Raw genomic sequence first — 17,492 nt, forward strand, 5'->3', positions numbered from 1 at the left:
CAGAAGGATCAGGCAATGGCAATCGATAAGCGCGCGGGTCAACCTGCGCAACAGAGTGATTTGATTAACGTCGCCCAGCTGACTGCCCAGTACTATGTGCTGAAGCCGGAAGTTGGCAACGCGGAACATGCAGTGAAGTTTGGCACCTCCGGTCACCGCGGCAGCGCGGCACGCCACAACTTCAACGAGCAGCATATTCTGGCGATTGCTCAGGCAATTGCTGAAGATCGCGCGAAGAACGGGATCGCCGGCCCATGCTATGTCGGTAAGGACACTCACGCACTCTCCGAACCGGCTTTCATTTCCGTACTGGAAGTGCTGGCGGCGAACGGCGTTGACGTCATCGTTCAGGAAAACAACGGCTTCACCCCGACGCCGGCGATTTCCAATGCGATTCTGGTGCACAACAAGAAGGGCGGCCCGCTGGCTGACGGTATTGTTATCACGCCGTCCCACAACCCGCCGGAAGACGGTGGTATCAAGTACAACCCGCCTAACGGCGGCCCGGCGGATACCAACGTGACTAAGGTGGTAGAGAATCGCGCCAACGAACTGCTGGCTGCCGGTCTGCAGGGCGTGAAGCGTATTTCTCTTGATGCGGCGCTGGCCTCCGGCCACGTCACAGAGCAGGATCTGGTGCAGCCGTTTATTGAAGGGCTGGCGGATATCGTCGATATGGCGGCGATCCAGAAAGCCGGACTGACGCTGGGCGTCGATCCGCTGGGCGGCTCCGGTATCGAATACTGGAAGCGTATCGCTGAGCATTACAATCTCAACCTGACCATCGTTAACGACCATGTCGATCAGACCTTCCGCTTTATGCACCTCGATAAAGACGGCGCAATCCGCATGGACTGCTCCTCCGAGTGCGCGATGGCGGGCCTGCTGGCGCTGCGCGACAAGTTTGACCTGGCCTTCGCCAATGACCCGGATTACGATCGTCACGGTATCGTCACGCCGGCCGGGTTAATGAACCCGAACCACTACCTGGCGGTGGCGATTAACTACCTGTTCCAGCATCGCCCGCAGTGGGGCAAAGATGTGGCTGTCGGTAAAACCCTGGTCTCCTCGGCGATGATTGACCGCGTAGTCAACGATCTGGGGCGCAAACTGGTGGAAGTACCGGTTGGCTTTAAGTGGTTCGTTGACGGCCTGTTTGACGGCAGCTTCGGCTTCGGCGGCGAAGAGAGCGCGGGGGCGTCGTTCCTGCGCTTTGACGGCACGCCGTGGTCTACCGACAAAGACGGCATCATCATGTGCCTGCTGGCGGCGGAAATCACCGCGGTCACCGGCAAAAACCCGCAGCAGCACTACGACGAGCTGGCAGAGCGCTTTGGTGCGCCAAGCTACAACCGTCTGCAGGCTTCCGCGACGTCTGCCCAGAAAGCGGCGCTGTCTAAGCTCTCCCCGGAAATGGTGAGTGCCAGCACCCTGGCAGGCGATCCGATTACCGCGCGTCTGACCGCGGCGCCGGGCAACGGGGCGGCGATTGGCGGTCTGAAGGTGATGACCGACAACGGCTGGTTTGCCGCGCGTCCGTCAGGTACCGAAGATGCCTATAAAATCTACTGCGAAAGCTTCCTCGGCGCTGAACACCGTCAGCAGATTGAGAAAGAAGCGGTAGAGATTGTCAGCGAAGTGCTGAAAAACGCGTAAGTGACATCATGATAATCAGGCCCTTTTCAGGGCCTGATTTTTTTCGCAGGGATAGCGATGAAACTGGAACAAAAAAACGTTTTTTGGTTTTGGGGCGGGATGGATCTCTTTTATCTCTTGCAGTTTATTGGCTGGAACATCTACCACCAGCGAGTGCCGCTTTACGATGATATCCTCTCCTTTTTACCGCTGCTGCAAACCTGGGGCTCCGCGGCCGCCTGGCTGTTTACCCTTCATTTTATTCTGACTATCAGCATTCCCGCGTCGATGGTTCTCTTCTGGCGCCAGAGCCGCTATGCGCCGTGGCTGGCCTATGCGCAGACGCCGCTGCGTCTGGCCTTTATGCTCCCGTCGCTTTCGCTGGTGGTCTGGCTGGCGCAGGCTGTGGCGTTGAAAAGTGCGGCCTTCTTTATTGCTCTGCTGCTGGTTTCAGAAGCGGCAAAAGTCGTGACATTATGGCGATGCCGCAAGGTTTGACGTTATGTGTTATCCAGACGGCACAGGCTTGGCGGATATTACGCTGACTGAATCGGGCATAAACGGGTATTATTGCTTTGACCGGGTTTGCCCGTTTTAGCGAATATACGGCTGAAGCAAACGAACAATCACGGCTAATTCTGCGATTTTAATCACAAATTTATTCCATCCAAAATGAAAGTTGCCTGATATATATGATCAACTTCAAACTAAAAAAAGCTAAAAACTTGTTTTGATTTTGTATGATTTATGTCACTTACTGATATGGACGATTTTGTTATATTTATGTCATTAAATCCTGAATGCTTTCTTGAGAACGTCTATGTTACAAGTTAAACGTCATTCATTAATTGTGGAATATGTCGTAGAAAAAGGATGCGCCAGAGTTAATGAGCTCTCACAGATATTCGGCGTATCTCCAGAAACCATTCGCCGGGATTTAACCGCGCTGGCGAGAAATAAAAAAATAGTTCGTAGCTTTGGCGGTGCAATGATTTCTGAAAATAATGCATCATTTCTGGCTGCCGATACGCCGACAAATCACGGGAACTTTGTCGATAAAGCCGAGGCCTTTATTAAGCGCACCAAAGAGCAGCCGGAACGTAAGATGCGTATTGCTAAAGGCGCGCTGCAGTTTATTCATGAGCACGAGTGCATTATCATGGATAATAGCAGCTCCTGCTGGTTTTTAGCGCGCCAGCTGCCTGACATCGAGCTGACCGTGATTACCAATTCTTTGAATATTATTCAAACCTTAGCCTGTCGTAAGAAAATAAGAATCGTCAGCGTTGGGGGGGAATATTCTGAGCGCCACGGTGATTTTCACGGTCCGGTCGCCGAGTTCATTATCAACAACTTTAAGGTCAATAAGCTATTTTTTTCTTGCCAGGGTCTCGACGCCGGGCTGGAAATAAAAGACAGCAATGAAGTCAACGTCCGGCTGAAGCAGGAGATGCTGAAAGTTGCCGATCAAAAAATCCTGATGGTCGATAGCAGTAAGTTTGAACGCTATTCACTCTATAAAATATGCGATCTGGCGGATATTGATGTGTTGATCACTAACGAATTACCAGCTGATACCTATCGCCAGCACCAGGTACATATTGTCGAGACTAAATAGCCGCTCTGCCAGATATTCTACCGGCATTATTATTTAATAGCCTTTGTGCCCGATGGAGGGGTATTGCGCCAGCAATACCATCCCTCTTCATTATTTATCCGAAAAAGAGGTTTACGATGGAACAATTACCTGAAGATATGAAAGCGGTTGTCTGCCATGGTCCCCAGGATTATCGCTTTGAGAAAATTCCCCGTCCGGTCGCCAAAGAAAAGGAAGTGGTCATTAAGGTTGACGGGTGTGGAATCTGCGCCGGCGACTGCAAGGCCCAGGACGGCGCGCCGATGTTCTGGGGCGATAATCCGTGGGTAAAAACGCCGGTAGTGCCCGGCCATGAGTTTTACGGTCGGGTTGCCGAGTTAGGCCCGGGCTCCGCTGAAAAATATCAATTAAAAATTGGCGATCGCATCCTGGCTGAACAGATTGTCCCCTGCCACGAGTGCCGCTTCTGTAAAACCGGCAAATACTGGATGTGCGAAACCCATGATATTTACGGTTTCCAGAAGGATGTCGCTGATGGCGGTATGGCTGAATATATGCGTTTTTCCGAACGGGCGATTATTCACAAAATTCCTGAATCATTAAGTGAAGAAGATGCCGCGCTGATCGAACCTATGGCCTGCGCAATCCACACGGTACGCCGCGGTGATATCGAACTGGATGATGTGGTTGTTATCGCCGGCGCCGGGCCGCTGGGGCTGTGTATGGTGCAGGTCGCTCATCTTAAAACGCCGAAGAAACTGGTGGTCATCGATACGATGGACGACCGCCTGGCGCTGGCGAAAGCGTTTGGTGCCGACGTGGTCATCAATGCGGCGCAAGAGGACGCCATCGCTATCGTAAAATCCATGACCGATGGCTACGGCTGCGATGTGTATATCGAAGCGACGGGCGCCCCTATCGGCGTGACCCAGGGGCTGGAGATGATTCGTAAGCTGGGACGCTTCGTTGAGTTCAGCGTGTTTGGTAAAGAAACGACCGCCGACTGGTCCATCATTGGCGACCGTAAAGAGCTGGATATCCGCGGCGCGCATCTGGGGCCTTACAGCTATGAAATCGCCATCGATCTCTTTGCGCGCGGTCTGCTGACCGCCAAAGGCGTGGTGACGCATTTCTATTCTATTGATGAGTGGAAAGCCGCTTTTGAGATGGCTAAATCGCTCGATTCGATTAAGGTCGTCATTAAGCCATAAATTTTTTAATTAGTTAAGTTCGCCATTTTTAATTATTACGCAATGACCGCTGATGGCTGTTCATTAAATACTGGATTTCAATCATGGGGATAACTGAGATCAATATCAGTGGCTTCTGGCTATCTGCCAGCGGTGTATTTATTGCTCAGTATATCAGGCAGCATCCGTACCATGAAAACGCTGATAAATAAATTTTATTTCTCAGCGCATTACTCAATAAGGAGATAGTGAATGCCTGTAAAAATTAAGACTAAAGCAATACTCTCAGGACTTCTTGCGATGAGCATGGTTGCCTGCGTTAATGCCAAACCTTTGACTATCGGTATGTCGTTCCAGGAATTGAATAACGAATATTTCGTCACCATGAAAGAGTCGCTTGAGCAGTCGGCAAAAGATATTAACGCCACCGTCTATACAGCGGATGCGGCGCATGATGTCTCCAAGCAGATTAGCGACGTTGAGGATATGCTGCAAAAGAAAATAGATATTTTGCTGATTAACCCGGCTGATAGCGTCGGTGCGGAAACCGCCGTGCTGGCCGCTAAAAAAGCCGGCGTGGTGGTGGTGGCGATAGATGCTCAGGCTAATGGCCCGATAGATTCTTTTGTCGGCTCAAAAAACTATGATGCGGGCTTTATTGCCGGAGAACACTTAGCCAAAGCGCTGGGTGATAAAGGCAACGTAGCGATTCTCGACGGGATTCCGGTGGTACCTATTCTGGAGCGCGTGCGCGGCTTTGAAGATGCCATGAAAAAGCATCCCAATATTAAAGTGATTACCAAACTGAATGGTAAACAAGAGCGCGATACCTCCATGAGCGTGACGGAAAATATGCTGCAATCCAACCCGACGCTCAACGGTATTTTTAGCGTGAATGATGTTGGCTCACTCGGCGCTCTGGCGGCGATTCAGGCATCAGGGCGCGATGTGAAGCTGGTGAGCGTTGATGGTTCTCCGGAAGCGGTCGCTGAAATTGCTAAAGGTAATACGCCGTTTATTGCCACCGCCGCTCAGTTCCCGCGCGATCAGCTGCGTATTGGTTTAGGTATTGCCCTGGCCAAACATTGGGGGGCGAATATTCCTAAAGAGATCCCTGTTGATGTGAAGCTTATCGATAAAACCAACGCCAAAGATTTCCACTGGTAATCGCATTATTACGCCACAGCGGCTCTCGCTTATTCAGGTGAGCCGTGCCGGATTCTTATTAAAGTATGGCTCGCTATTTTATCGAGCCATTATGGAGCGATGTTTATGCCCAGCTTACTGGAAGTCAAAAACGTCAGTAAAAGCTTCCCCGGGGTCAAGGCGCTGGATAATGTCAATATCACCCTTGGCAGAGGGGAGGTACATGCTTTATTAGGTGAAAACGGCGCGGGTAAATCGACGTTAATGAAAATCCTTTGCGGGATATATCAACCTGACGCCGGTAATATTTTTATTGACGGTAAGCAGCAGCATTTTCATAACTATCGTGACGCGATTGCCTGCGGCGTAGGGATTATCTTTCAGGAGTTTTCTCTTATTCCCTATCTGAATGCTTATGAGAATATTTTCCTTAATCGCGAAAAGGTAAATCGTTTTGGCCTGCTGGATCGTAAAGCGATGCGCCGCGAGGCGTTACGCATTTTTAAAGATCTTGGCGTGACCCTCGATCCCGATGAGCAAATTTGCCATCTCAGCGTCGCCGAACAGCAGTTCGTGGAAATTGCCAAAGCGCTGTCGCTGGATGCGCGAATTCTCATTCTGGATGAACCCACCGCGACCTTAACCCCGAGCGAGGCGGAGCATCTTTTCCGCGTGATGCGCGATTTAAAGGCTAAAGGCGTCGGGATGTTCTTTATCTCACACCATCTTGAGGAGATATATGAGATCTGCGACAGCCTGAGCATTCTCCGCGACGGCAAATATATCGGGTCGGCAAAGGTCGACAATATCGATATCGCCGAGATGATCCAGATGATGGTCGGCCGTGAGGTGGAGAATATCTATCCCGAGCGGCGGACGCTGGCGCATGATGAGATACTGCTGGAGGCCGAAATTCAGCTTACCGAAAGTAGCCAGCTCAATCGGCTGACGCTGCGCAAAGGGGAGATCTTAGGCCTCGCCGGGCTGGTGGGGTCGGGGCGTTCCGAAGCGATCCTGGCCCTCACCGGCGCGGATAAATGCTTCAAAAAGCGTGTCCGCCTGGCCGGAAAAGAGGTGACGATAAAATCCACCGACCGGGCTCTGCGTCTGGGCATTGGTCTGTTGCCGGAAAGCCGCAAAACGCAGGGGCTGGTGCTGCCTTTTTCGGTTAAAGATAATATCTGGCTTAACAAACACGCCTGCCAGTTCTCGCTTATCCGCGATAACGAAGAGCGCCTGACCGCCGAGCGTTTAATTAATCACGTTGGTGTGAAAACGCCGGATGCCGGGACCGCGGTGGGGACGTTGAGCGGCGGTAACCAGCAGAAAGTCGTTATTTCCCGTTGGTTAAATCATGATGTCAATATTCTTATTTTTGACGAACCGACTCGCGGTATTGATGTCGGAGCGAAATCAGAAATCTATCAGATTATGCGCGACCTCACCGCCCAGGGTATTTCAATAATTATGATTTCATCTGAGCTACCAGAGGTGATTGGCGTTAGCGACCGGGTAATGGTTTTTCGCGACGGTAATATCGTTGCCGAACTCGAGAACGACCAAATTAATTCCACTGTGATTATGCTGCACGCTGCCGGTAATATTATTTAGGGAGTATTAAATGAGTAATGAAAACGTGTCATTAGCGCCCGCCGCATCTCCTGATAAAAATAAAAAGATGCTCCATGGTTTATTAAAAATGCCCGCGTTCCTGCCGTTTGTTGGTCTGGTACTCCTGTTCTCCTGCATGGCTATTTTTAATGACTACTTTTTAACGGTCGATAACTTATCGACCGTCGCCCGTCAGGTATCGATTAATGCCATCATTGCCATCGGGATGACCTTTGCCATTCTGACCGGCGGGATCGACCTCTCCGTCGGCGCGGTCATGGCCCTGGCCGGTACCCTGATGGCGGGATTAATGAAGTACTATGGTTTAGATCCGTGGTTAGCCATTCTTATCGGCCTGTGCTCCGGCGTCGCCTTTGGCGCGCTGAACGGCTTTTTAACCGCCTACGGTAAAATGCCGCCGATTATCGTGACCCTCGGGGCAATGATTATTGCGAAGGGACTGGCGCTGATCTATACCGGCGGCTATCCCATCTCCGGCTTACCGGATTCATTCGCTTTTTGGGGCCGTGAATATCTGTTCGGTATTCAGGTGCCTATTATTCTGATGGTGGTTTTATATCTCATCTTTTATATCGTCCTGAATCATATGCCGTTTGGTCGCTATGTTTATTCCCTCGGCGGCAATGAAGAAGCGGCGCGCCTCAGCGGCCTGCGGGTGAAATATTATAAATTGCTGGTTTACGTGATCAGCGGTTTTACCGCCAGTTTTGCCGGTCTTATTTTCACCTCGCGGGTGATGAGCGGCCAGCCGAATGCCGGCGTCGGATTTGAACTGGATGCCATTGCCGCCGTGGTGCTCGGCGGGGCATCCATTGCCGGCGGTCGCGGAATGATTATCGGCACGCTGATTGGCGCCATGATGCTCGGCGTACTGAATAATGGTTTAAACCTTCTGGGGATCTCACCTTACGTTCAGTACGTGGTGAAAGGGCTTATTATTTGGGGCGCCACCTTTATTAGCTCAGCCAGACGTTAATTTATTTTAAATATGAGGCGAAGGGATATGAATTTTATCGGGGTTGATATCGGTGGTACGGTCACCAAAGCCGGTATATATAATGAATTAGGGCAAGAGATTCACGTGGCGTCGCAATATGCGCAGGTATTATCCGAACAGCCGGGCTTTACCGAGCGGAACATGCATGAGCTATGGGATACCGTTTGCAGCGTGATAAAAAAAGCGCTGTATGAAAGCCAGGTACCGCCGCTAAGCATCGGCGGGATTGGTTTCTCCTCACACGGCAAAGGGCTCTACGCGATTGACAAAAAAGGCGAGCCGGTGCGCAACGGGATTATCTCATCCGATACCCGGGCGCTGGCGTTTGTTAAAAAATGGTATCGCGAAGGTATAGACAAGCTGGCATACCCAAAAGGATTGCAGCAGCTGTGGACCGGACATCCGGTGTCGCTACTGGCGTGGCTGAAAGCGCATGAACCGGCTAATTACGACAGGATCGACGCCGTTTTAATGGTGCACGACTACGTTCGTTTCCGCCTGACCGGCGAGGCGACGGCGGAGATCACCAATATTTCCGGCAGCAATTTTTATAACCAGTTTACCTCCCGCTATGACCGCGACATGATGGCGCTGTTTGGCATTGAGGAAGTGGCGGATAAAACCGCGCCGGTGGTGAACTCGACGGACTGTGTAGGCCACATTACCCTGCAGGCCTCACTGGATTGTGGTTTATGCCCGGGGACGCCGGTTTTCGGTGGCTTTTTCGACGTGGTGGCCTCCGCCGTCTCCTCGGGCATTGACCGGGCCGATACCCTGAGCGCGGTGGCCGGCACCTGGAGCATCGCCACCTCGGTGACGGATAGCATTATTGCCAGCGACTTTCCCTACATCTGGGGGAAATACTGCATTCCGGGCAAATACTTCGTTCACGAGGGCAGCCCCACTTCGGCGAGCAATCTCTCCTGGTTTGTGAAGCAGTTTTTCCCTGACGATGACCGCTGCTACGACCATTTCGAAAGCTGGATCGCGCAAGATACCGACAGCAACCTCATTTTTTTACCCTATTTGTTCGGTTCTAATCTGGCGATGGATCTGCCCGGCGCGCTGGTGGGCCTCGCGGGGCATCATACGAAAAAGGATATTATTGCGGCCATCTATCGCGGCATCGTTTTTTCTCACCTGGTGCATCAGGACCGCATTATTGAACTCAATCGGGATATTCAAAAAATTCGCTTTACCGGCGGGCCGAGCCAGTCGAGAGGCTGGACGCAGATGTACGCCGATGCGGCCAATCTTCCGCTGGAAGTGGTGGATATCGAACAGGCCGGCTGTCGAGCCGCCGCGCTGTGCGCCGCGGCCGGCAGCGGCGCCTACGCTAACTTCAGCGAAGCGATTGCCGCCACGCAGCCCGAGGTGGTCTGCTACCAACCCGACAGCAATCGGCATCAGCAGCTGCGTGAAGGCTATGCCCGTTACTTAGCGGTCGCGCAAAGCCTCTCCAGGGCGACGGGAGCGGCGCAATGAAACCCAGACTTGGCATCTACGAAAAAGCGCTCCCCGCGGCGCTGGACTGGCCGCAACGCTTCGAAATGGCGGCGGGCCTGGCTTTTGATTTTATTGAAATCTCCGTTGACGAAAGCCCCGAGCGCCAGGCCAGGCTGCGCTGGAACCGGGGGCAGAGGCTGGCGTTCGTGGCCGACAAAATTAACAGCGGCATTGATGTGCCGAGCATGTGCCTCTCCGCGCACCGCAGCCATCCCTTTGGTAGCGTCAATCGTGATACCCGGCTCAAGGCGCGGGAACTGATGCTTGATGCGCTGGATTTTGCCAGCCACGTCGGCATTCGCAACATCCAGCTGGCAGGCTATGACGTCTATTACGAATCCTCTTCGGCGCAGACCCGGGAATACTTTATTGAGGGCATCAACTGGGCGGTGGCTGAAGCGGCGAAAGCGCAGGTGATGCTGTCGATGGAGATTATGGATACCGCCTTTATGAGCAATATCTCCCGCTGGCTGGATCTTGAACGGAAGGTTTGCAGCCCGTGGTTTTGCGTCTACCCGGACGTTGGCAACTTAAGCGCCTGGCAAAACGACGTTCCCGAAGAGTTGAGGAAGGGCATTCATAAAATCACCGCCATTCATTTGAAGGATACCCAGCCCGTTTCCCACGCTTCGCTGGGGCAGTTTCGCGATGTGCCATTCGGTACCGGCTGCGTCGATTTTACCGAGATATTTCGTACGCTCTCGGCGCTGAACTATCGCGGCGCCTGGCTGATTGAGATGTGGGCCAAAAATGACGGGCGGGACAGCGAGAGAATCGCCGACGCTAAAGCGTGGCTAACGGATAAATACCAGCAGGCGTTTCGCCCGCCTCAGTATGAAGGCATTGTGAATTCAGGAGAGAAGTATGTTGGATAACCTCAAGCAGGCGGTTCTTGACGCCAATCTGGCGCTGCCGAAATTTCATCTTGTGACCTTTACCTGGGGCAACGTCAGCGGTGTCGATCGCGAGGCCGGGCTGGTGGTAATCAAACCCTCCGGCGTGGAATACGCCGTGATGACGGCCGAGGATATGGTGGTGGTGGAGCTGGCGACCGGCAGGGTGGTGGAGGGGCGCTATAAGCCCTCGTCGGATACGCCGACCCATCTGGAGCTGTATAAGGCGTTTAGCGGCGTGGGCGGAATTGTGCATACTCATTCGCGCCACGCGACAATTTGGGCGCAGTCGGGCAGGCCGCTGCTGGCGATGGGCACCACCCACGCCGACTATTTTTATGGGCCGATCCCCTGTACCCGCCCGCTCAGCGATGATGAAATCCGCGGTGATTATGAAACCAATACCGGTCACGTGATTATTGAAACGCTGGGCGCGCAGCATACCGATCCGCTCAGCGTACCCGCCGCGCTGGTCCACGGCCACGGCCCGTTTGCATGGGGAAAAGATCCGGCGAACGCGGTGCATAATGCGGTGGTGCTGGAGGAGATTGCCTATATGAATATGTGGACCCGCCAGTTGAGCATTGACGAACAGCCGGTCTCTGCGACGCTGCTGGATAAACACTATTTGCGTAAACACGGGGCAGGGGCCTACTACGGACAATAATCGCCTGCCTTCCTCGGATTGCGGCGTAAACGCCTTATCCGGGCTACCGGCTCGCAGTCGACGGTGAACCCGTAGCCCGGTCAGCGCAGCGCCACCGGGATGAAACAGCGTTGATTTATGAAGCCTGGCACATTTCCCGGAGGCGGCGCTTGACGCGCCTGTCCGGGCTAGCGCCTGGCAGACGATGGCGGTAGCCCGGCTAAGCGAAGCGCGAGCCGGGGACAACGGCTAGGGCATAAATCGATAGCCGATCCCCGTTTCGGTCAGCAAATGCTGCGGACGCGCCGGATCGGCCTCCAGCTTTTGCCGCAGGTGCCCCATATAAATGCGCAGATAGTGGCTGTGCTCCACCGCATTCGGCCCCCAGACCTGATTGAGCAACTGCCGCTGGGTCAGCACCTTGCCGGGATTATTGAGCAGTACCGCCAGCAGGCGAAATTCAATCGGCGTCAGGTGGATCTCCTGCTCGCCGCGTACGATGCGGCGGGCGGGGATATCAACGTCAATATCGGCAAAACGCACCCGCGGTTCGTCGGCCTGGGCGCCGGCATGGCGGCGCATCGCCACCCTCAGCCGCGCCTGCAGCTCGCCAATACCAAAGGGTTTACTGAGATAGTCATCGGCACCGGCGTCAAGCGCGGCGATTTTGTCCTGCTCCTCGGTGCGCGCCGACAGCACGATAATCGGCATTTGGCTCCACTGGCGAACCTCGCGAATAAACGCGTTGCCGTCACCATCGGGCAGGCCAAGATCGAGAATGGTTAAATCCGGCTTGCGGGTCGCGGCTTCGATCAGCCCGCGCTGCAGGGTCTCCGCTTCAAATACGCGCATGCCGTCGGCTTCCAGCGCGGTGCGCAGAAAGCGGCGGATTGCATTTTCGTCTTCAACGATCAGAACGTTAATCACATTTCCTCGGCTAACTCTTCCAGTTCAGGGGGCGTTTCCCTCGGCAGTGTAACACGGAAGCAGGCGCCGCCCTGCGGGCGCGTCGCGGCGCTAATGGTCCCGCCGTGCACCTCAACGATCGCCTGGCAAATGGCCAGCCCCAGCCCGACGCCGGGGATCGCCGACTCTTTATTGCCGCGAGCGAATTTATCAAAGATAGCCTGTTCTTGCCCGGCGGGAATACCCGGTCCGTTATCCCATACCTCAAGCACTAAAGTGTGCGGATCGACGTCCGCGGTAATGCCGATTTGCGCCTGTGCTCCCGCGTATTTCACCGCATTTTCCAGAAGATTAATCAGTACCCGCTCAAAAAGCGGACCGTCGACGTGAACCAGCAGCAGCGGGTCCGGCAGCGCAAGCTGAATATGCCGCCCGCCGAGCCCCGGCTCCAGCATACGCAGCGCGCTGCCGACGACCTCTTCCAGGGTTAGCCACTCTTTATGCAAATTAAAGCCGCCGGACTGGATCCGCGCCATATCCAGCAGATTATTCACCAGGCGGGTGGTATTGAGCACGTGCTGGCGTATCTCGTTGGCCTGCGGCGCGTGCTTCGATCCTTCGCTGGCGAGATCGAGCGTCAGGATCTCCGCCTGGCCAAATAGCACCGTAAGCGGAGTCCGTAGATCGTGGGACAGCGCCGCCAGCAGCGAGTTGCGCAGGCTTTCCCGTTCGCTGTTCAGCCGGGCCTGCTCTTCGCTGGCGGTGAGCGCCAGCCGTTCCAGCGCGCTGGCGACCAGCAGGGTGAAGGTTTCCAGCAGGCGCTGTTGTTCGGGGATCATCAGCTGGCGCAGGTTGGCCGGCTCCACGACCAGCAGTCCCCAGGTGCGGGTGGCGCTTTTCAGCGGCAGGATCTGGTAGGGCACTCCGGGAAGCGTATCGGTGCCCGCACCGGCGGGTTGTCCTTTATCAAAGCTCCAGCGGGCAATCGCGTCATCCCAGGTGATTGCCGCCGCGGGCTTCGTCAGCGGCGTGAGTCTTAATGTTTCATCGGGCAGCAGCAGCTGGCTGCGCGCCTGAAACGTTGAGGCGATAAACCGCTCGCTGGTGGCGGCGATATCTTCGCGACTGCGGCCCACCGCCAGCGCTTTTGACATTTCGTACAGATGCCGGGTGCGCTGCTCGCGATAGCGCGCTACCCGCGCCTGGTAGCGTACGCCGGCGGTGAGGTTGCCGATAAGCAGCCCGACGGTCAGCATCACGCCAAAGGTCAGCAGATACTGCACGTCAGAAACCGCCAGCGTGCCGCGCGGCGCGACAAAAAACAGATCGAAGCTGACCACGTTAATCACCGTCGCCAGTACCGACGGCCAGCGGCCATACAGAAGGGCGATAATCACCACGCCGAGCAGGTACAGCATCACCAGGTTGGCGGCCTCAAAGGCCATCAGCCACTGCATGGCGACGACGGTAATAACCGCGCACAGGGCGATGGCGACGACGCACCCCTGAAGCTGCAAACGCCATTTTTCCATCGCCGTCCGGCTATCGCTGGCGCGCGCCGGCAGGGAGGCGGCCTTTTCATCCAGCGCGATCACCACCAGGTCGAGATCCGGCGCGTGACGAGCCAGGCGATCGGCGAAGCCGCTGCGATCCCACCAGCGCCTTTTCTGCTGGCGGCCAATCACTATCTTGCCGAGATTATGTTCGCGGGCGTAGTGGAGAACGGCCTTCTCTTCAGAAGGATCGGCGAGGGTGGCGGTTTCCGCGCCCAGCTCCTGCGCCAGCCTGAGCGCGGCGAGAATCGCCCGCCGTTTCGCCTCCGGCAGGCGGTGCAGAGAGGGGGTTTCAACATACACCGCATGCCAGACGCTCCCCAGCCGGGCCGCCAGCCGGGCGGCGGCGCGGACCAGCTTTTCGCTGCCGGTGTTATGGCCGATGCACAGCAAAATGGCGTCGCGGGTATGCCAGACTTTTTCCTGGCCCTGACGGTCGCGCCAGGCGCGCATCTGCTCATCGACCCGATCGGCGGTACGGCGCAGCGCCAGCTCGCGCAGGGCGATGAGGTTGCCCTTGCGAAAGAAGTTCTCGATGGCCCGCTCGGCCTGGCCGCCGATATAGACTTTTCCCTCATTGAGCCGCTGACGCAGATCGTCGGGGGGCAGGTCCACCAGCACCACATCGTCGGCGGCGTCGAAAAACGGATCCGGGACGGTTTCGCGAACCTGCACGCCGGTGATGCCGCTGACGACATCGTTCAGGCTCTCGAGGTGCTGGACGTTAACGGTGGTAAATACGTCAATGCCGGCCTCCAGCAGCTCTTCGACGTCCTGCCAGCGTTTAGGATGACGCGAGCCGGGCGCGTTGCTGTGCGCCAGCTCATCGACCAGAATCAGCGCCGGGCGACGGGCCAGCGCGCCGTCAAGGTCAAACTCCTTTACGTAGCGCCCGCGGTGGGAAAGGCGGCGCTGGGGCAGGGTACTGAGTCCCTCAAGCATCGCCGCCGTCTCTTTGCGTCCGTGGGTTTCCGCCACGCCAATCAGAATATCCAGCCCCTGGGCGCGTAACCGCTGCGCTTCCGCCAGCATCGCCCAGGTTTTACCGACCCCGGCGCAGGCGCCAAAAAATATCTTTAGCTTACCGCGATGCGGGGCGGCGGCGTGTTGCAGCAGGCGGTCAGGGTCCGGACGCAGCGGCTCGTCACTCATTTTACTTATCCTTCAGGGCATCCAGCGACATATTCAGCTGCAGTATATTTACCACAGGTTGGCCGAGAAAACTGAGCAACGGTTTTTGCGTTGCCTCGTTCACCAGTTGCGTGACCTGCTCCACGCTAAGCTGGCGCGCTTTGGCGACGCGCGGCGCCTGCCACAGAGCGGCGGCAGGCGTCAGACTGTAATCCAGTCCGCTCGCCGAGGCGGTCACCAGCTCCACCGGAACCGTTGCGCTGGCGTCCGGATTGGCGGCGCGCAGGGCCTGCACCCGTTCGCTGATGGCTTTGTCCAGCGCCGGATTGCTGGCGGCGAGGTTGCTGCCGCCGGACGCCAGCGGGTTATCCGGCATCTCCGCCGTCGCGGAAGGGCGGCCCTGGAAGTAGCCCGGCGCGGTAAAGTTCTGCCCGATAAGGCGGGAACCGCGCACTTCGCCGTCAATCCGCACCAGCGAGCCGTTGGCCTGCTGCGGGAACCACCACTGTCCCAGCGCGGTGGTTAACAGCGGATAGACGCCGCCGGTGAGCAGCGTTAACAGAATAAACAGCACAACAGCAGGACGAATGAATGACATGGTTTTTTCCTCACAGCAGCCCGGTCAGGGTCAATAACAGGTCGATCGCTTTGATACCGATAAAGGGCACCAGCAGTCCGCCCAGGCCGTAGACCCACAGGTTGCGGCGCAGCATCGCCGAGGCCGTCAGCGGCTTATAGCTCACGCCCTTCAGCGCCAGCGGGATCAGGAAGATGATAATCAGCGCATTAAAAATCACCGCGCTCAGGATCGCCGAAGAAGGCGAGTGCAGATGCATCACGTTAAGCATCGCCAGCGGCGGATAGACCGCGGCAAAGGCGGCCGGAATGATGGCGAAATACTTCGCCACGTCGTTGGCGATACTGAAGGTGGTTAACGAACCGCGGGTCATCAGCATCTGTTTACCGATATGTACGACCTCGATCAGTTTGGTGGGGTTGGAGTCCAGATCCACCATGTTACCCGCCTCTTTCGCCGCCTGGGTACCGGAGTTCATCGCGACCGCCACGTCGGCCTGCGCCAGCGCTGGGGCGTCGTTGGTACCGTCGCCGGTCATCGCCACCAGCCGTCCTTCCGCTTGATACTGGCGGATCAACGCCAGCTTGGCCTCCGGCGTCGCTTCGGCGAGAAAGTCGTCCACGCCCGCTTCCGCGGCGATAGCGGCGGCGGTCAGGCGGTTATCGCCGGTGATCATCACCGTCTTAATTCCCATTTTACGCAGTTGGGCAAAACGCTCTTTGATGCCGCCTTTGACGATATCTTTCAGCGAGATAATCCCCAACACGCGTTCGCCTTCGGCGACCACCAGCGGCGTGGCGCCAAGACGCGCCACGTCTTCAACCTGTTTATCGACGTCGGCCGGGAAGTGGCCGCCGTTGGCCTCTACGTGGCGGCGAATGGCATCCACGGAACCTTTGCGGATCATCCGCTGGTCGATGTTGATGCCGCTCATCCGGGTCTGGGCGGTAAACGGCACGAAGGTGGCATGCAGCGATTGCAGATCGCGCTCGCGCAGATTAAAGCGCTGTTTTGCCAGCACCACGATGCTGCGGCCTTCCGGCGTTTCGTCGGCCAGCGACGACAGCTGGGCGGCATCGGCAAGGGTTTTCTCTTCCACGCCCTGCGCAGGCAGGAATGCCGAAGCCTGGCGGTTGCCGAGGGTAATGGTGCCGGTTTTGTCCAGCAGCAGGACGTCGACATCGCCCGCCGCTTCAACCGCGCGGCCGCTGGTGGCGATCACGTTCGCGCCGAGCATGCGGCTCATCCCGGCGACGCCGATGGCCGACAGCAGGCCGCCGATAGTGGTGGGGATCAGGCACACCAGCAGCGCCACCAGCACCGTGACGCTGACCGCGTTACCGCTCCAGGCGGAGAAGGGCCAGATGGTGGCGGTGGCCAGCAGGAACACCAGAGTCAGGGCGATAAGCAGGATAGTCAGCGCGATTTCGTTCGGCGTCTTGCGGCGCTGGGCGCCTTCAACCATGGCGATCATCCGGTCAAGGAAGGTTTCGCCGGGGTTGACGCTGCAGCGGATCACCAGCCAGTCGGAGAGAATACGCGTCCCGCCGGTCACCGAGGCGAAGTCGCCGCCGGACTCGCGGATAACCGGGGCGGATTCACCGGTAATGGCGCTCTCATCCACCGACGCGCCGCCTTCGATAACTTCGCCATCGCAGGGAATAATATCCCCCGCTTCGACCAGCACCACGTCGCCTTTACGCAGCTCTTCGGCGGGGACGTGGTCAATTTGCGCATCGTGCTGCGGCGCGCGCAGCTTACGGGCAAAGGCGGTCTTTTTGACCCCTTTGAGGCTGTTAGCCTGCGCTTTACTGCGGCCTTCCGCCATCGCTTCGGCGAAGTTGGCGAACAGGACGGTGAACCACAGCCAGAGACTCACGGCGGCGGTAAATCCGGCGCTGCCGGCGATCTGCCCGCTTGCCATGGCAAGAGCCAGCAGGGTGGTGAGCAGACTGCCAATCCAGACGATAAACATCACCGGGTTACGCCACTGTACGGCAGGGCTCAGTTTTTTCACGGCGTCCAGCAGGGCCTGACGCACCAGCGTCGGCTCCAGCAGGGCTAATGATTTGCGACTCATAAC

General features: G+C 56.4%; 14 protein-coding genes. 10 read left to right on the top strand and 4 right to left on the bottom strand.

Annotated features, from left to right (window positions below; all coding sequences use genetic code 11):
* The first annotated feature begins 15 nt into the window (after window positions 1-15).
* From pgm to araD, 10 genes are all read left to right on the top strand, one after another.
* Window positions 16-1,656 (top strand): phosphoglucomutase (alpha-D-glucose-1,6-bisphosphate-dependent), encoded by a 1,641-nt coding sequence (pgm, locus tag HMPREF1144_RS01325; protein ID WP_004848861.1) that lies wholly within the window; start codon window positions 16-18, stop codon window positions 1,654-1,656.
* A gap of 57 nt (window positions 1,657-1,713) precedes the next feature.
* Entirely contained in the window at window positions 1,714-2,133 is a 420-nt protein-coding gene (locus HMPREF1144_RS01330) for a hypothetical protein (RefSeq protein WP_004848863.1), read from the top strand.
* A gap of 322 nt (window positions 2,134-2,455) precedes the next feature.
* Window positions 2,456-3,253, top strand: coding sequence for a DeoR/GlpR family DNA-binding transcription regulator (locus HMPREF1144_RS01335; RefSeq protein ID WP_004848865.1), 798 nt, complete (start codon window positions 2,456-2,458; stop codon window positions 3,251-3,253).
* Between the two features lie 116 nt (window positions 3,254-3,369).
* Complete coding sequence (locus tag HMPREF1144_RS01340; RefSeq protein ID WP_004848867.1) at window positions 3,370-4,443, top strand: erythritol/L-threitol dehydrogenase; 1,074 nt, start codon at window positions 3,370-3,372, stop codon at window positions 4,441-4,443.
* A 279-nt stretch (window positions 4,444-4,722) separates the two neighbouring features.
* Complete coding sequence (locus HMPREF1144_RS01345) at window positions 4,723-5,589, top strand: ABC transporter substrate-binding protein (RefSeq protein WP_014228426.1); 867 nt, start codon at window positions 4,723-4,725, stop codon at window positions 5,587-5,589.
* A 105-nt stretch (window positions 5,590-5,694) separates the two neighbouring features.
* A complete protein-coding gene (locus tag HMPREF1144_RS01350; RefSeq protein ID WP_004848870.1) occupies window positions 5,695-7,179 on the top strand; it encodes a sugar ABC transporter ATP-binding protein in 1,485 nt (494 codons plus the stop codon).
* Between the two features lie 67 nt (window positions 7,180-7,246).
* Window positions 7,247-8,176, top strand: a complete 930-nt coding sequence (locus HMPREF1144_RS01355) for an ABC transporter permease (RefSeq protein ID WP_046878552.1) — start codon at window positions 7,247-7,249, stop codon at window positions 8,174-8,176.
* 27 nt (window positions 8,177-8,203) lie between these two features.
* Complete coding sequence (locus tag HMPREF1144_RS01360) at window positions 8,204-9,682, top strand: FGGY-family carbohydrate kinase (protein ID WP_004848873.1); 1,479 nt, start codon at window positions 8,204-8,206, stop codon at window positions 9,680-9,682.
* Window positions 9,679-10,578 carry an L-ribulose-5-phosphate 3-epimerase gene (locus HMPREF1144_RS01365; protein WP_009651662.1) on the top strand — a complete coding sequence of 300 codons (900 nt, stop codon included), beginning with the start codon at window positions 9,679-9,681 and terminating at the stop codon, window positions 10,576-10,578. Before HMPREF1144_RS01360 ends, HMPREF1144_RS01365 begins: the two co-directional genes overlap by 4 nt.
* Window positions 10,568-11,263, top strand: coding sequence for an L-ribulose-5-phosphate 4-epimerase (araD, locus tag HMPREF1144_RS01370; protein WP_009651678.1), 696 nt, complete (start codon window positions 10,568-10,570; stop codon window positions 11,261-11,263). Before HMPREF1144_RS01365 ends, araD begins: the two co-directional genes overlap by 11 nt.
* 228 nt (window positions 11,264-11,491) lie before the next feature.
* On the opposite strand, the gene kdpE is transcribed toward araD, so the two are convergent.
* Genes kdpE through kdpB form a run of 4 tightly spaced genes read right to left on the bottom strand, consistent with a single transcriptional unit; the run spans window position 11,492 to window position 17,489 of the window.
* Window positions 11,492-12,169 carry a two-component system response regulator KdpE gene (gene kdpE / locus HMPREF1144_RS01375; RefSeq protein WP_004848880.1) on the bottom strand — a complete coding sequence of 226 codons (678 nt, stop codon included), beginning with the start codon at window positions 12,167-12,169 and terminating at the stop codon, window positions 11,492-11,494.
* A complete protein-coding gene (gene kdpD, locus HMPREF1144_RS01380; RefSeq protein ID WP_004848883.1) occupies window positions 12,166-14,853 on the bottom strand; it encodes a two-component system sensor histidine kinase KdpD in 2,688 nt (895 codons plus the stop codon). Before kdpD ends, kdpE begins: the two co-directional genes overlap by 4 nt.
* A gap of 1 nt (window position 14,854) precedes the next feature.
* A complete protein-coding gene (gene kdpC / locus HMPREF1144_RS01385) occupies window positions 14,855-15,430 on the bottom strand; it encodes a potassium-transporting ATPase subunit KdpC (RefSeq protein ID WP_004848885.1) in 576 nt (191 codons plus the stop codon).
* A gap of 10 nt (window positions 15,431-15,440) precedes the next feature.
* The gene (kdpB, locus tag HMPREF1144_RS01390; protein WP_004848888.1) at window positions 15,441-17,489 is read right to left on the bottom strand and encodes a potassium-transporting ATPase subunit KdpB; all 2,049 of its coding nucleotides are present in this window, start codon (window positions 17,487-17,489) and stop codon (window positions 15,441-15,443) included.
* Window positions 17,490-17,492: the final 3 nt, after the last annotated feature.

This window comes from Klebsiella sp. OBRC7 (assembly GCF_000293135.1).
Taxonomy (GTDB): domain Bacteria; phylum Pseudomonadota; class Gammaproteobacteria; order Enterobacterales; family Enterobacteriaceae; genus Klebsiella; species Klebsiella michiganensis.

Coding starts and splice junctions, on each gene's coding strand:
- pgm (WP_004848861.1), top strand. CDS start 16: ATGGCAATCGATAAGCGCGCGGGTCAACCTGCGCAACAGAGTGATTTG.
- HMPREF1144_RS01330 (WP_004848863.1), top strand. CDS start 1,714: ATGAAACTGGAACAAAAAAACGTTTTTTGGTTTTGGGGCGGGATGGAT.
- HMPREF1144_RS01335 (WP_004848865.1), top strand. CDS start 2,456: ATGTTACAAGTTAAACGTCATTCATTAATTGTGGAATATGTCGTAGAA.
- HMPREF1144_RS01340 (WP_004848867.1), top strand. CDS start 3,370: ATGGAACAATTACCTGAAGATATGAAAGCGGTTGTCTGCCATGGTCCC.
- HMPREF1144_RS01345 (WP_014228426.1), top strand. CDS start 4,723: ATGAGCATGGTTGCCTGCGTTAATGCCAAACCTTTGACTATCGGTATG.
- HMPREF1144_RS01350 (WP_004848870.1), top strand. CDS start 5,695: ATGCCCAGCTTACTGGAAGTCAAAAACGTCAGTAAAAGCTTCCCCGGG.
- HMPREF1144_RS01355 (WP_046878552.1), top strand. CDS start 7,247: ATGCTCCATGGTTTATTAAAAATGCCCGCGTTCCTGCCGTTTGTTGGT.
- HMPREF1144_RS01360 (WP_004848873.1), top strand. CDS start 8,204: ATGAATTTTATCGGGGTTGATATCGGTGGTACGGTCACCAAAGCCGGT.
- HMPREF1144_RS01365 (WP_009651662.1), top strand. CDS start 9,679: ATGAAACCCAGACTTGGCATCTACGAAAAAGCGCTCCCCGCGGCGCTG.
- araD (WP_009651678.1), top strand. CDS start 10,568: ATGTTGGATAACCTCAAGCAGGCGGTTCTTGACGCCAATCTGGCGCTG.
- kdpD (WP_004848883.1), bottom strand. CDS start 14,853: ATGAGTGACGAGCCGCTGCGTCCGGACCCTGACCGCCTGCTGCAACAC.
- kdpC (WP_004848885.1), bottom strand. CDS start 15,430: ATGTCATTCATTCGTCCTGCTGTTGTGCTGTTTATTCTGTTAACGCTG.
- kdpB (WP_004848888.1), bottom strand. CDS start 17,489: ATGAGTCGCAAATCATTAGCCCTGCTGGAGCCGACGCTGGTGCGTCAG.